Source organism: Macrococcus lamae (assembly GCF_004359545.1).
In the GTDB taxonomy this organism is placed as follows: Bacteria; Bacillota; Bacilli; order Staphylococcales; family Staphylococcaceae; genus Macrococcus; species Macrococcus lamae.
The window spans coordinates 213,849-227,734 of sequence record NZ_SCWB01000001.1 but is presented as its reverse complement, the minus strand read 5'-3'; the positions used below and the strand labels follow the sequence as shown (position 1 = coordinate 227,734).

The window sequence follows — 13,886 nt, the reverse complement described above, 5'->3', positions numbered from 1 at the left end:
TATCACTCCTCGATTATTATGTTAAAGTGCCATCCTGTCTGATCTATATGAGTAAGATCCAAGGCAGTTCCATCTAGTTTAATGGGTTCCATGTCATAATAAAAACATTCATTTCTAACATCCAGTTCTACATTATTCGGTAAAGTGCCGAACCTTTTAATAATATTCAACGTTCTTTTTTTTGACAACGGAAGTCCGGCCACTTTTACTTCTTTTATATTCAGCCTGAGTTTATTATGACCAATGACAACAGGTGTCGTCAAAACATTTGTCTTAATTTTCTGACCAATGACTTCACTTTCCTGCTCAATCAGCAGCTGCTGGTCAGATAAGGTCAGTTTCATTGTCTCAGTATTCTCCTGCTTTAAATAATGATTGACTACTTCTGGTTTCAATGTCAGAGTATTTTCACTTTGAGCAGGATGCTGATTTTTTACTTCAATGCTTTTCGGTTCTTCTGTCAGAACGTTCAGTATAGTCATGACAGCAATGATATTAACTATCAGTAACAACCCGAACAAAGCAGTCCAGCCATTGATTTTAAATATGCTGTTCATTTAAATGGTCCTCTATCTGAGATTTCACCATATCCGCCACTTCCTGTAATGGCAGCTGCTGAAAAATATCTGGTGATATGGGATCAAACAAATGTACATGAACGTGACCCAGAACCATTCTTTTACTGTTGTACTGCTCCATTATTTTCGATGTGCCTGAAACAGCTACCGGGACAATTGAAACACCTGCAGATTTAGCAAGCTTGAATGAACCCGATTTAAACTCCTGCAGACCACTACCCTTACTCCGACTGCCTTCAGGAAAAATCATGACGCTGTGCCCTTCTTGTAACGACTGCACACCGTCTTTAATCATCTGAAGTGATGAACGTCTATTTGAACGGTCAAGATAAATACAGTTCAGCAGCATCATCCAGCGATGCAGGAACGGAATTTTCCGTACTTCAACTTTTGAGACGAAACCAAAAGGTTTATCAATGGCATACATGAGCACCGGAATATCAAAATTACCTTCATGATTGCTGACAAACAGTACCGGCTGTCCATTATCCGTATTATTACCTGTAACAGTCACCGTGACACCAGCACTTTCCAGAACGCGGCGCGCCCAGTTTCTAGACATTAAACTGGCATAACGGTCCTGTGTGCTGACATTTGACAGCAATTGCTGATGTTTTTCCATATAATCAATTTTAGTGGTCGCCAGTGCCGCGTAGCCGATAATGACACCGACAGTTTTAATCATTCTGATCATGAGTTCTCCTCACCAGATGCAAGAATTTATGTGGCGGCTGACCATTGTCAGCTGACCCTTGTTCGACTGACTCTACTTCCCAGTCAGTAAAGCTATACGGAGGGAAGAAAGCATCCCCCATATGCTTTGTTTCAATGACAGTGACATACATATCGTCAACGATATCCATTGTCTGCTCATAAAGCTTCTGACCACCAAAAATAAAGACATGGCCATCAAGTCGACTGATGTCACCCAAAGAATGAATCACATCAATTCCTTCTGATGAAAATGACGGGTCACTTGTCAGTACAACATTACGACGGTTCGGAAGCGGCTTTCCGAGTGATAAATATGTGTTTTTCCCCATAACAATCGTATGACCCGTTGTCAGCTGTTTGACACGCTTTAAATCATCCGGCAGATGCCATGGCATCTTGTTGTTATGACCTATCACTAAATTGAGATCATGACATACAATAGTTGAAAGCATAATTGTCTCCTTAAACGGCTATAGGTGCCTTGATGGCAGGGTGAGCCTCGTAGTTTTTAATTGCCAGGTCTTCATATTCGATATCGAATAGTGATTTGTCTGATAAGATCTCAAGTCGCGGCGGTTCGTAAGAGTTCCGGGACAGTTGTTCCTTTACCGCTTCCAGATGATTGCTGTAAATATGAGCATCACCTAGTGTATGAACAAATTCTCCAACTTCCAGCTCACATTCTTTTGCCACTAAATAAGTCAGTAGACTGTAACTTGCAATATTGAACGGTACACCTAAAAATACATCAGCGCTGCGCTGGTAGAGCTGACAGCTCAGTCTACCATCCTGAACATAGAACTGAAACAATGTATGACAAGGCGGCAGCGCCATCGTATCAATTTCACCCGGGTTCCATGCCGAAACAATATGACGCCTTGAAGATGGATTGGTCTTAATGTTTTCAACCACGTCTTTCAACTGATCAGTTACTCGATTTTTCGTTTCAAAATGGCGCCACTGTTTACCATATACATTGCCGAGATCTCCGTACTTTGACATAAACGCATCATCTGTCAGAACACGCTCTTTGAAAATCGCGAGCTGTTCTTTATACTGTTCATTAAACGCAGCGTCAGATAATGAGCGATGTCCGAAATCAGTCATATCGGGACCTGTATAGTCGTCACTTTCAATCCATTTTTTAAATGCCCATTCATTCCATATATTGTTGTTATACTGCAGTAGATACCTGATATTTGTATCGCCTTTAATAAACCAGATCAGCTCTGTCGCCAGCAGTTTAAACGATACTTTCTTAGTGGTCAGCAGCGGAAATCCTTCCGCCAGATTGAACCGCATCTGATGACCGAACTTGGATAGTGTTCCGGTATTCGTCCGGTCGTCCTTCTCCTGTCCTGCCGCTAAAATTTCTTTGCATAATTCATGATAGACATGATCAAATGAATTCATGACTTCACCTCTTTCATAATTGTCTACTATACTTTATAATACATATAGATGAATAATAAATAAAACGATAAATTTTTGAAGCATGAATATCGTTGTATTGGAGGAAGAACAATGGAAGAAGTCATGGTAGTATCTGGTTTATTCTTATTACTGGCATATATGATCAGCATGATGATCACAGAATAGTTTTTAATTTCCATAACGAAACAAACAAGGAGCTGAGTTACTGTCTCACTTTCTTGTTTGTTTTTTTAATATTCCAAAATGACTCTTTGAACTTTTTCTGATGATGACATCAAAACCAAACTGTACAAACAGCTGACTTCTGAAATGAGCTTTTAAAATTATACACTGAGACGACTTCACTAATTCCGACACTAACTGCTCATTATGCTCAGTGGTGATTTGTCTATTAATAACCTGCATTCCTGAATTCTGACCGATAGTCGTTTCAAACATCGGATCGGCATACACTATATCAGCTGTAGATACCAGACTGTTACGAACAGCTGAACCATAGTGAAAAGTGATACGTTCAGTGATATCTGCTGCATGATACTTCACAATCCCCTCTTTGATTACAAAATAAATAAGCGGATGCGTTTCAAACGCATGAAATTCTGCCGCTATCAAAATATGTGCCATCAGCATCAGATCATTTCCCATTCCCATCGTCGCATCGACAATAGTGACAGCATCAGACGATGCCACAGGCAGAATTTCAATAAGCGGTGGTAAGTCACCATATTTATTAAAGCGCTTCAGCTTAAAACGCATCGTATTCTCATGGTAAAACACTTTCTCTTCCGCCGAAAAATAAAGGACAGGCATATGATGACTGATAACGATAACAGGAGAACTATCATTTTTGAACAGTTCTTTTATCGTCCGCTTGCGACGAGGGATTATTTCAACCGATAAATCCAGTTCTAGTGACTGTAGTTCTGAATATGCCTGTTTCATCATTAAAAAAATCACATCATCGGTCTTTACCGGTGATGTGATTCTTACCTTACTGACAATGTTCATCGAAAGCTTCCTTGATATCCATACAGATTTCCTCGATCGGACGTCCTTCTATATGTTCACGCGGCATAAAATATTTGAGTTCTGTTCCTTTGAAAAGTGCCATCGATGGACTTGACGGTACTTGTCCGATATACTGACGCATCATATCGGTTGCTTCTCTGTCCTGACCTGCGAAGACTGTGACCGCTGCATCAGGTTTATGGTCATTCTGCTGTGCTACTGTCACCGCTGCGGGACGTGCCAGCCCTGCCGCACAGCCGCACACGGAATTGACGACAACAAAGGTTGTTTTGTCGTCAGCAACGCTATTGAAATAATCAGCTACTGCTTCTTCTGTTTCTAGCGACTTAAACCCCTGGTTTGTTAATTCATTTCTCATCGGCATTGCCAGTTGCTTCATATATTCCTCGTATGCATTCATATTACTGCTCCCTTTCTCTGTTAGCCATCTGCTTCCAAACGGAACCGACCGCTTCCTCGCCTTTAGTGATTCGTTCTCTTGCCATCCTCGCCTGCAGCCTCACTTCAAACGCTGGATCATCGAGATGTTTCTCTAAATACGGCAGGCTTGAGTCATCGCCTTCATCATAGATAAACATCGCGGCACGCCATCTGACGATCGGATGTTTATCATCAAGTGCACGATGCATGACTGGCAGACTTTCCTTGAAACCAAGATCACTTAAAGTATCACCTGCAGTACGGCGTATCGTCAGATTATTATCTGTCATCGCAGCATGTAGCAGCGGCAGCACTTCAGTGCCGCCGATCATACCAAGGAAAACAATTCCCAGTCTGCGCAGCTGAGGTTTCTCGTCCTGCATCACTACCTCAAGAAACGGAATATCGCTCTCGTCCGGTTCAGGGAAATGGTCCAGCATACGGTAGCGTTCCTGCCAGTCAGTTTCATCTATATATGCGTCTATCGGCGTTCTTTTGAGCTGTTTTTCCTTGAAGATATATTCTGTTGCTTTAGCAGCTGCAGTCAGCATGCTTAACCGTTCTTCAGGAAACAGTGCATCCACTTCCTCAATTACCGACTGAATAATCTCATCGACTTGACCATAACGGATACCGAACGGCACCCATTTTCTCAAGAAAACGATGTTGTCATCGTCCAGCTGGGACTCAAGCATTGCATCAATAAATCTTAAATCCAGCTGTTTACGTTTCTCTCCTTCAACATTTGTCACTTTCACCTGATATGGAATCTCTTTAAAGGTCAGCAGTTCTACCGTGTGTTCTCCAGTGTCTATTTGAAGTTCAGGTTCAGCGGATACTTCTTCATCAAACAGTTGTTTGATCTGTGGCAGCAGCTGCTCCCAGTTTGATTTCGGTGATTTATCGACAGCTATAAAATCCATGACGTGAAATACTGACTGGATATCCTCTATTGCCAGCAACCCGTTAATAAACTCCGGGTTGCTGCTGTCAACCACTTTGTATGTTCTACTTTTATTATCATCACGCTGATAATCCAGTACAATTTTTAAAGTATTAGGACTTGGTGTAGGTTCTATCTTTAAGATTTTCATGTTGTACTCCTTACTGAAGATTATTACCCCACTGTTTAATCTGGAGGCCGATTGAACATTTTGAAATGCAGTAAGCATGCGCTTTTGTCTTGCTTTCAGAACGCAGCGTTTTCTTAATCAGACATCGATGACAGTAGTGATCTTCAAGTTGATTGATTTTCTTCACAGTCTCAACTGTTTGCTTCACTTGATCACCTCATTCATGATTATAGCAGATAAGAACTTCTCTGTAATTGTCCTTGCTTAAATGATATCGCTCCCCTATAATTGAAAAGTTGAATTATAAAAGGAGGAATCATCTTGTCCAACGAACTTATTGCTGTCATTGCCTTTTTTGTGACTTTCATCTGTTTAATCGCGATGTACCGTTTTTTCGGCAAAAGCGGTTTACTCGTCTGGGTGGCCATTGGTACAGTCATAGCAAACATACAGGTAACGAAAACTGTTGAAGTATTCGGCATTACAGCAACACTCGGCAATATTCTGTTTGCCTCAATTTATCTCGCAACTGATATTCTGAATGATATATATGGAAGAAGAACTGCAAAGCGCGCTGTCTGGCTCGGATTTGCATCAGTCATTGTAATGGTGCTATTGATGACCATCTCGCTCAGTTTCAAACCCGCTGAATCCGATATTGCCCAGCAGAGCATGGAAACACTCTTCGGACTGGTTCCAAGAATTGCTCTTGGTTCAATCATCGCCTATATCATCGGACAGTACTTTGACGTATATATTTTCAACGTCATCAAGAAATTTTTCTCAAGCGATAAAACATTTATCATAAGGGCATATGGTAGTACAGCGGTCAGTTCTATTTTTGATACTGCACTGTTCACACTGATTGCCTTCTACGGCTTGATGCCAGAATCAGTCATGATGGAAATTTTTCTGACGACTTATCTGTTCAAACTGCTGACAACAATCTGCAATGTGCCATTCGGTTATCTTGCGAAATATATAGCGAAAGATGTGGATGATGATGGCCCAGCTGTTCATTGATGCAGCGACAAGGCAGAATCCATTTGAGAGCAGTATCGGGTATGTCTTCAAAATAGATGGTCAGGTACTGGAGTTCGGCCAGTATCTGGGTGAACTCGATAATCACGAGGCTGAATGGACAGGGCTGATCAAAGCATTGGAGCAGGCCATACTGCTTGATATACGTACATTGATCATTAAAAGCGATGCGAAAGTAGTAGTAGATGCTGTTAGTAAAAAATATACTAAGAATCTTAAATTCAAGACTTATCTTGAACAGTATCAGCTTCTTGAACAGCACTTTGACCTCATCCTCATAGACTGGATTCCACGGGACCAGAACAAACATGCAGATCACGTGGCAAGGCACTATTTAAATCACAAGAACTGAATTTTGATAGAGCATATGAAAACCCCTGAACTTTGACGTGAAAATCAAGTTCAGGGGTTTTCATATGCCAATTACAGTTTGAGAAGAAAATTGCTAGCCACTTTCAGCTCATGCTGATCACATATCATACTCATTTTATCAATATCAAGCGTATAACACATCGATGAGCTAATATGCTCTAAATCGAGCGGAACTTCTGTATGTATCGCTGCAAGTTGATGACTGATGATTAGATCCTCATAAAACATGTCTATTTTATTCTGCTGACCTTTCGGCAGTTCCTTCTTATGAGCCAGTGTATTTTTAACTGAGCCATACGTCTGAATAAACTTCAAGGCGGTCTTTTCCCCGATTCCTTTAACACCCGGATAGCCATCTGATGTGTCACCCATAAAGGCTTTGACATCAATTAGCTGTTTAGGTTCAATACCATATTCTTCTCTGAAACGACGGACATCATATTTATTATATTCAGTGAATCCTTTTTTAATCAGCCAGATTTCTATTCCATCATCAAGCAGCTGCAGTAGATCCCGATCTCCGCTGATAACTTTAATTTGAAACCGACTTTTCAGTTTATCAGCAATCGTACCTATAACATCATCTGCTTCATAGTTTCTGACACCGATATTGAAGAAGCCTAGTTCCTCAGATAAGCGTTGTACCATTTCAAACTGAGGATTAAGTTCATCTGGTGGTGCCGGTCGATGGGATTTATAATCTGCTGAAATAGTGTTTCTGAAAGTCACTGCTCCCATATCCCATGTCACAATCACGTGATCAGCTTCTGCATCCTTGATGGCGCTTGCCACATGTCTGATAAAACCTTGCACGCCGTTTGTCGCTATGCCTTCTGAATTGCGCATAAAATGGTGATTCATGGCTGTCGCAAAGTAATGGCGGAATAACAGGGCCATTCCATCAACAATTAATAAGTTTTTCATTGTTCAACCTCTTTCTATATCGTCAGGGTAATGGAAGAGCCACTCTGAATAACTGCCAGCATACAACTTAACCGGATGGTTTAATGATGTCAGCGCAGCGAAAAGCGGAGTGGCAGATAAACCAGATCCGCAGTAAACAATCGCCGGATTATCCTTAACCATATGCTGCAGTTCAGAGAAATCCCCGCCAGAATTTAATACATTTTGATACGGAAAGTTCACTGCTCCTGGAATTCTTCCTGGTCGCGCATCAATGGGCTCTACTTCTCCAAGATAACGCTGTTCTGCACGTGCATCAATTAGTATATCATTTGTCTGTCGTGAGTTTCTAACTTCCTGTCGAGACGCCAATAGTTCTTTGTTTATATGATCCGGCTGAATGCGCGGCAGTTCACTAATAGAAGCAAGATAGTGGACAGGAGATAACTCACTGACTGTTTTCGGCAGTTCCAGTTGATTATAATTCTCTTTAAGAATAAGACATGGTAAACCCGCAAGATAGCAGAGAAAGAAAAACCGTGTTGCCATGAATCCTTCTGACTGGTCATAACATACAGCTGTTCTACCGTTTGTATGATAGTTAACAAAAGTATAGAACAACGAGAGCTCCGGCAGCGGATGACGCCCTTCTTCAGGTCTATTCTGGTTATAGAGCACAGGAAATCCAGACACAAATACTGCACCGTCGATGTGCCCCTTGTTAAAAAGAGCTGTGCTTTGTTCTATATCATCCATAACATTTCGACAGTCAAATAACTGATGATGCACAGCGCTTAAGTCTTTACTTTCCATCCAGACTTGCATGGTTATCCCTCCTATAAAGCAGCACGAATCTCGGTCACAACTGATTCATCGAGCTGCTGAGATTGTCTTTCCTGAATATCCGCAAGCACTTCTTCATTGTTAGCGGTCCACTCAGCGATTATGGATTCCCGCCGCTCATTTAAATAGTCAGCGACGGCTGCCTTATAGTCTTTCAGCTTCGCTGCCAGCAGCTGCAGAGATACATCATGAACCTGTTCGTACAATTCGTTGATAGTTTCCTTTGTTCTATAGCTCCGCGTCGTCACTTTAACCGGGATGCGGCCGATTTTGGCATCGATGAACGATTCTGTGAGCTGTATTAACTTCATTTCAGCCGGACTGCTGATGATCTGATGGTCCAGCAGTTCTTGGCGGATTAAACTTGAGTTATTCTGCACCGCCTGATTGAAGACATGATTAAGCCGTGGTGAAATCATTGATAATTCTTCTTCCAGCCGGTTCGACAAATGATTTAAATAGCCCGTTGAATCGTCTACTGTACGCCTGTTATAGTACGTCTTAATCAGGTCATACAGTTGAATGTTAAAGCGGTCAGTAAGGAACGTCAGCTGCTCGTTCAGTTCCTGTATTGCTTTGTCAATACTGCTGTCAATGACAGATGCATTAAATGGCGGCTCTGACTCAAGCTTCGAGTAATAAACTTTATGCTCAGCTTCTTCTGCTTTAGCGGTCTCAAAGTTCTGAACAATGTAGTTGGCATGCGCCGCCAGCTGATTCACACCGCGTTCGAACTGCTGAATTTTCTGCGTCTTGCTGTCTACTGCTGCAAAGTGCTGAATAGCAGTCTTGAATTCAGTGAAACGGTCGTCTTGTGCTGCGAGTGCCTGTTTGCTTGACAGCTGAAACAATGTCGCCGGGACGTTTAACTGCGCGAGCTCTGATTCGAAGTAGCGTGTCACCTGATCAATCTCTGCATCGTTGCTCGCAAGGTCGATCGCATTAATGACGTAAAAAGTTTCGCTGTCCTCACTTAATACTTGCAGTTCATTCAAATAAGAGATAAATGCTTTATCGCTCTCAGTAAAGACATGGTTAAAATATGACACATAAATCAGCAGGTCACTGTCAGCAATAATTTCAGTCGTCTCGTTAGTATGCCGCATATTCGTCGAGCCGATGCCCGGGGAGTCGATAATGACTTTGCCACGCAGAAAATTAATGTCGTACTGAAGGTATATTCTATCTACAAATGCTGAATGCACGTCAACCGCTGTAAATTTGACGACTTCTTCTTCAGAAATCGCAATGATATCACCTTCAGCCAGATGCGGCATGTAATGGGCATAGTTTTCTTTAAGTGCCTGGATAAACTTTTTGTACTGGTTATCAAGCATCGGCTGCGCTTTATCATAAGTTTTCAACCATGCTTCAATCGTCGGCTCATTAATATTGACCGCGCGCCCGATTTTATTGAGTTCGGCTGTCAGCATGGCTGTTGTCTTGAACTTCATCGTATGCTGATGGCCATAGCTGATTTCTGTAATTGCTGCAGTTGTCGGATTTGGAGAGGAGACAAGTTTCTTGTCACCAAGCATCGCGTTGATCAGTGAGCTTTTCCCGGCACTGAACGCGCCGAAGACTACGATTCTAGTGACGTCATTATTAATGCGGTCCAGCTGCTGACTCAAACGTGCCGTGATGTCGCTAAAATAGCTGATGTTGCTGAACTGACCAAGTGTCTCCACTGCCTGCTCGATGTCGGTTTCTGCTGCTGCTTTTCTTATGAATACGCGCTGCATTTCCTGTACATTCTTCTGCAGCGTCAGCGTTACTAAATGACGATCGATCAGCTTATCGATTGATTCGTCTACGTGTATATAGTAATGACGGTAGTTTTCAGTCGTTAATGAGTCAATCAGCTCATCATTCTGTTCATACTGCTCAAGCAGCTTCATCTGTTGACTATCACCTGACGACTGTATACGCGTTCGGTCCAGCTCCTGAATAAACTTATCGATGATCGCCCGGTTATCACGGACGACATCCTGTTCGATATATTTTTTCAGCTGGTCGGTGTAGTTTTGGACATAATCGTTGTTGATCAGTGCCTGTGATTTCATCTGGGTGCGCACATCTTCTGCAGTCACGCTGTATGTATAATCTTTGCAGTTTTCAATCCAGCTGCTATCTTTTGTGTACTTCGCATAGTTCTGATAGAACGCACGAATATGGAAGTTTACCTGCTTTTCAACCGACTGATTAAGCGCGGTAAGCACTGCGTCCATCATATCGTTTCTCAGCTGCTCCCGCTTTTTCTCTTTACCGAACAATCCGCCGACTTTATAGTCAGACGCATAGACTTCCAGCAGTTCACGAATCTGCTCCCTAATTTCGAACGGAATGATATAAGCATTCTTCAGAATGTCACGTATATGTTTCAGGAATGCGTCACGCGTCGTCTGCTCATCGCTGAAAATCGCCTGTTCTTCTGACAGCTGTGACTGCTCAAGCGTCTTTACTTTGAAGGCAGGGAACTCGTCTTTTTCAATGCCGAACTGTTCCAGCAGCTCTTTCTGTGTCTGTTCCAGAAAACGCAGCTGTTCAGTCGTAATATAAGGTATGATTCGCTTAAAGAAGCCTGCAGCACTTGCATTTAGCATCTGCTGGTCAGTCATCAGTTCTTTCTTCAGCTGGTTAAACTGATTGAGTGGATGGTCATAGATCGACGTGAAATATAATGACTCCAGCTTGATTTTCCACATGTTGATGTTTGATAAGATGGCTGCTTTGAAATCTTCGAACGAAACTTCTGTCTCATCATGTTTGTCAATCTGGTTGATGACTAAAATCAGCGGCACACCCAGTGCATTCAGCCGCTGCATCTCCTTGAAGTTCTTCTCAGACTCCACATGGTTATACTCAACCGTGTATATGATGAGATCGCTCGTAAGCAAGTACTTCATGGTGTTTTCTTCGTGATTGCTGAATGTCGCATCTATTCCCGGCGTATCCTGCAGCGTCAGCCCTTCAGCCAGATGCGGTGCCTGATGCTTGATTTCAACAGATTCTATCCGCTGATTCTCAGTATTGATTTTCTTCACCGTATCATAGTCCTCTACGACCGCATATTCATGGTTTTCAAGATTGACAATGATTTCTTCACGGGCACTGACCGTGATCTGCGCTGAATTACTGGTCGTCGGCACAGGCGAACTCGGCAGAATATCTTCTCCTAGCAGCTTATTGATCAGTGATGATTTCCCGGATGAGAAATGACCGACGAAGCTGATGATCTTTTTATCTTCGTAAACTTTCTTTATGACTTCATTGATCTGAGCGACCAGCAGTGTATTGCTTGATTTTTCGACTTCTTTTTTCAACTTATAGAGCAAATCAATCTTCTGTTTAACGTCCATCTGAATCCCCTTAGCTTGAATAAATGATATGTCCTATTATAAAGAAAGAATACGCTTTAAAACAACCGTAAAAAGACAGCATGTTTTATGCTGCCTTTTTACGGTTGTTATTTATTGCTATTTTCTGCCCCAGTACTGATAATACGTACATTCAAGGTAGCCGTTGAAAAGCTTTCTTCTTTTCGTCGCTTTCTGACCGACTAACACTTCAAATTCCTTATAGCTTGTCATAATGTAGAGAGACCATTTCGGATTGCGCTTTAGCAGCTCTCCTAAATATGTATACATCGCCTCTACTTCACTCCGTTCCCCGATACGTTCACCATAAGGTGGGTTTCCAATGATAACACCTTTTTCTGCAGACACGTTTAAATCATGCACATTCAGCTGTTTAAAATCGATAATATCCGCAAATCCGACTTCTGCTGCATTGTTTTGCGCGATTTCAATCATCTTCGGATCAATGTCACTTGCCTGAATTGAGAGGTCTTTGTCATAGTCAGCCGCATCTTCAGCCTTCACTCGCTCTTCGTCATACATCCCCTCAGGAATAATACTCCATTCTTCACTTGCAAAATCTCTGTTAAATCCTGGTGCGATATTCTGTGCAATCATTGCCGCCTCGATAGCGATCGTGCCGGACCCGCAGAATGGATCGATGAAAGGAGTATCACCTTTCCAGTTGGAAAGCAGTACGAGAGCCGACGCCAAAGTTTCTTTCATTGGTGCCTCGCCTTGTGCGAGTCGATAGCCACGTTTATGCAGTCCAGCACCAGAAGTATCAATTGTCAGCAGCACTTCGTCCTTTAAAATTGAAACCTCAACTTTATAGAGGGCCCCGTTCTCGTCAAGCCAACCTTGTTTTTGATAAGCTTTTTTCAAACGTTCTACAATTGCTTTCTTGACGATCGCCTGACAATCCGGCACACTGTGCAACGTTGATTTAACACTTTTACCGGATACCGGGAAACTACCGTTCTCAGCAATAATCTCCTCCCATGGCAGCTGCTTCGTCCCTTCAAACAACTGGTCAAAAGTAGTTGCCTTAAATCTTCCGACAACGATTTTCAAACGATCTGCACTTCTTAACCAAAGATTGGATTTCACGATTGCTCGTGCATCTCCTCTAAACAGTACGCGTCCATTTTCAGTTTCCGTCTCATATCCTAATGTCTGAACTTCTTTCGCAGCCACCGCTTCAATTCCCATCGGTGTTGTCGCTAATAATTGATACATATTATTCTCCTTTAAATATAAGTTTACATAATATTGTTATTATAATTAATTATTCAAAAAAATAGTTCCTCTCCATCATATCATTTATATTTGATTAAATGACAAACAAAAAAGCTCTCCTTTAACCGGAGAGCTAACCTAGAAAGATATCTCTGTAAGCCATGTTCTGTTCCTTAGTACTGCTAGCGAGTCTAGTTACTCTCGTACGCCGGTGATAATCATCTGTCTGTATGTAACCATACCTCTTCTATACGTTCATTTCCGCTAGAAAAGTGCTCCTACCAAATTTGGATTGCTCACTCGAGGGGTTTACCGCGTTCCACCTTTTTTATTTCTAAAAAAGCTACGTCACTGTGGCACTTTCAAACTACTGAAACCATATCTAAAGACTTAGGTCTGTTCGTTGCCGTCAAATTAATGCCCTGGCTTATTGTTTCGCCAGGCACGATCACTACAGCCATCTCAGGTCTGTGTGAGCATGGACTTTCCTCTACATACTAAGTATATAGCGATTATCCGAGATATCTTCGCAAGTGTTTTTAATTATATCACATTACTAAAAAAAATACTATTTTCCAAAAACAGCTTTTTCTAGATTAGAAATTCTTTTCATAAGATCATAGTTATTATGTTGAGCACTTGATTCATGTCTGCCGGTTGCCACTCGAATTCTCAAGTCTTCTACTTCTCTTTTCAGCTTTTTGTTTTCATCCATTACTTTTAACAGCTGATTGTTGAGATCGTCCATCTTCTGATAATCTGCAATCACTTCATCAAGAAAACCATCAACATCTTCTGGTTTAAAACCACGGATCATTGTTCTTTCAAATTCTTTTTCGTAAATATCTTTTGCAGATAATTTTAAAGTTAAATCTTCCATTTAT

15 protein-coding genes and 1 other RNA gene are annotated in these 13,886 nt (G+C 41.8%); 2 read left to right on the top strand and 14 right to left on the bottom strand.

The features are described 5' to 3' along the window. Nucleotides 1–2 precede the first annotated feature (2 nt). From ERX29_RS01250 to ERX29_RS01215, 8 genes are all read right to left on the bottom strand, one after another. Nucleotides 3–557 (bottom strand): DUF2140 family protein, encoded by a 555-nt coding sequence (locus tag ERX29_RS01250; protein WP_133442859.1) that lies wholly within the window; start codon nt 555–557, stop codon nt 3–5. Further along, a complete protein-coding gene (locus ERX29_RS01245; RefSeq protein ID WP_133442858.1) occupies nt 541–1,272 on the bottom strand; it encodes a lysophospholipid acyltransferase family protein in 732 nt (243 codons plus the stop codon). The genes ERX29_RS01250 and ERX29_RS01245 overlap by 17 nt, the downstream gene beginning before the upstream one ends. Then, nucleotides 1,256–1,744 (bottom strand): dihydrofolate reductase, encoded by a 489-nt coding sequence (locus ERX29_RS01240; protein WP_133442857.1) that lies wholly within the window; start codon nt 1,742–1,744, stop codon nt 1,256–1,258. The genes ERX29_RS01245 and ERX29_RS01240 overlap by 17 nt, the downstream gene beginning before the upstream one ends. A 10-nt stretch (nt 1,745–1,754) precedes the next feature. Then, nucleotides 1,755–2,705 carry a thymidylate synthase gene (locus ERX29_RS01235; RefSeq protein ID WP_133442856.1) on the bottom strand — a complete coding sequence of 317 codons (951 nt, stop codon included), beginning with the start codon at nt 2,703–2,705 and terminating at the stop codon, nt 1,755–1,757. Nucleotides 2,706–2,936: 231 nt separating this feature from the next. Beyond that, on the bottom strand, nt 2,937–3,734 hold the full coding sequence (locus ERX29_RS01230; RefSeq protein WP_133442855.1) for a class I SAM-dependent methyltransferase: 798 nt from the start codon (nt 3,732–3,734) through the stop codon (nt 2,937–2,939). Then, entirely contained in the window at nt 3,718–4,155 is a 438-nt protein-coding gene (locus ERX29_RS01225; protein WP_133442854.1) for a BrxA/BrxB family bacilliredoxin, read from the bottom strand. The genes ERX29_RS01230 and ERX29_RS01225 overlap by 17 nt, the downstream gene beginning before the upstream one ends. Nucleotide 4,156: 1 nt before the next feature. Then, nucleotides 4,157–5,269: a conserved virulence factor C family protein gene (locus tag ERX29_RS01220; RefSeq protein WP_133442853.1), complete on the bottom strand. Its 1,113-nt coding sequence runs from the start codon at nt 5,267–5,269 to the stop codon at nt 4,157–4,159. Nucleotides 5,270–5,279: 10 nt separating this feature from the next. Continuing rightward, on the bottom strand, nt 5,280–5,456 hold the full coding sequence (locus tag ERX29_RS01215; RefSeq protein ID WP_133442852.1) for a zinc-finger domain-containing protein: 177 nt from the start codon (nt 5,454–5,456) through the stop codon (nt 5,280–5,282). Between the two features lie 173 nt (nt 5,457–5,629). On the opposite strand from ERX29_RS01215, the gene ERX29_RS01210 reads away from it, so the two are divergent. Both ERX29_RS01210 and ERX29_RS01205 read left to right on the top strand, forming a co-directional pair. Beyond that, on the top strand, nt 5,630–6,271 hold the full coding sequence (locus ERX29_RS01210; RefSeq protein WP_133442920.1) for a queuosine precursor transporter: 642 nt from the start codon (nt 5,630–5,632) through the stop codon (nt 6,269–6,271). Next, nucleotides 6,246–6,641, top strand: coding sequence for a ribonuclease HI family protein (locus ERX29_RS01205; RefSeq protein WP_165981020.1), 396 nt, complete (start codon nt 6,246–6,248; stop codon nt 6,639–6,641). The genes ERX29_RS01210 and ERX29_RS01205 overlap by 26 nt, the downstream gene beginning before the upstream one ends. 71 nt (nt 6,642–6,712) lie before the next feature. Here ERX29_RS01205 and ERX29_RS01200 read toward each other — a convergent pair whose 3' ends face one another. From ERX29_RS01200 to ERX29_RS01175, 6 genes are all read right to left on the bottom strand, one after another. After that, nucleotides 6,713–7,585 carry a 5'-3' exonuclease gene (locus tag ERX29_RS01200; protein WP_133442850.1) on the bottom strand — a complete coding sequence of 291 codons (873 nt, stop codon included), beginning with the start codon at nt 7,583–7,585 and terminating at the stop codon, nt 6,713–6,715. Nucleotides 7,586–7,588: 3 nt separating this feature from the next. Next, nucleotides 7,589–8,389, bottom strand: coding sequence for a sulfurtransferase (locus ERX29_RS01195; protein ID WP_133442849.1), 801 nt, complete (start codon nt 8,387–8,389; stop codon nt 7,589–7,591). An 11-nt stretch (nt 8,390–8,400) separates the two neighbouring features. Next, the gene (locus ERX29_RS01190) at nt 8,401–11,766 is read right to left on the bottom strand and encodes a dynamin family protein (RefSeq protein ID WP_133442848.1); all 3,366 of its coding nucleotides are present in this window, start codon (nt 11,764–11,766) and stop codon (nt 8,401–8,403) included. A gap of 117 nt (nt 11,767–11,883) precedes the next feature. Then, on the bottom strand, nt 11,884–13,002 hold the full coding sequence (locus ERX29_RS01185) for a THUMP domain-containing class I SAM-dependent RNA methyltransferase (protein WP_133442847.1): 1,119 nt from the start codon (nt 13,000–13,002) through the stop codon (nt 11,884–11,886). A 150-nt stretch (nt 13,003–13,152) separates the two neighbouring features. Further along, an RNA gene (rnpB, locus tag ERX29_RS01180) (RNase P RNA component class B) lies at nt 13,153–13,526 on the bottom strand. A gap of 44 nt (nt 13,527–13,570) precedes the next feature. Then, nucleotides 13,571–13,882, bottom strand: a complete 312-nt coding sequence (locus ERX29_RS01175; RefSeq protein ID WP_133442846.1) for a DivIVA domain-containing protein — start codon at nt 13,880–13,882, stop codon at nt 13,571–13,573. Between the last annotated feature and the right edge of the window lie 4 nt (nt 13,883–13,886).

Coding starts and splice junctions, on each gene's coding strand:
- ERX29_RS01250 (WP_133442859.1), bottom strand. CDS start 557: ATGAACAGCATATTTAAAATCAATGGCTGGACTGCTTTGTTCGGGTTG.
- ERX29_RS01245 (WP_133442858.1), bottom strand. CDS start 1,272: ATGATCAGAATGATTAAAACTGTCGGTGTCATTATCGGCTACGCGGCA.
- ERX29_RS01240 (WP_133442857.1), bottom strand. CDS start 1,744: ATGCTTTCAACTATTGTATGTCATGATCTCAATTTAGTGATAGGTCAT.
- ERX29_RS01235 (WP_133442856.1), bottom strand. CDS start 2,705: ATGAATTCATTTGATCATGTCTATCATGAATTATGCAAAGAAATTTTA.
- ERX29_RS01230 (WP_133442855.1), bottom strand. CDS start 3,734: ATGAACATTGTCAGTAAGGTAAGAATCACATCACCGGTAAAGACCGAT.
- ERX29_RS01225 (WP_133442854.1), bottom strand. CDS start 4,155: ATGAATGCATACGAGGAATATATGAAGCAACTGGCAATGCCGATGAGA.
- ERX29_RS01220 (WP_133442853.1), bottom strand. CDS start 5,269: ATGAAAATCTTAAAGATAGAACCTACACCAAGTCCTAATACTTTAAAA.
- ERX29_RS01210 (WP_133442920.1), top strand. CDS start 5,630: ATGTACCGTTTTTTCGGCAAAAGCGGTTTACTCGTCTGGGTGGCCATT.
- ERX29_RS01205 (WP_165981020.1), top strand. CDS start 6,246: ATGATGATGGCCCAGCTGTTCATTGATGCAGCGACAAGGCAGAATCCA.
- ERX29_RS01200 (WP_133442850.1), bottom strand. CDS start 7,585: ATGAAAAACTTATTAATTGTTGATGGAATGGCCCTGTTATTCCGCCAT.
- ERX29_RS01195 (WP_133442849.1), bottom strand. CDS start 8,389: ATGCAAGTCTGGATGGAAAGTAAAGACTTAAGCGCTGTGCATCATCAG.
- ERX29_RS01190 (WP_133442848.1), bottom strand. CDS start 11,766: ATGGACGTTAAACAGAAGATTGATTTGCTCTATAAGTTGAAAAAAGAA.
- ERX29_RS01185 (WP_133442847.1), bottom strand. CDS start 13,002: ATGTATCAATTATTAGCGACAACACCGATGGGAATTGAAGCGGTGGCT.
- ERX29_RS01175 (WP_133442846.1), bottom strand. CDS start 13,882: ATGGAAGATTTAACTTTAAAATTATCTGCAAAAGATATTTACGAAAAA.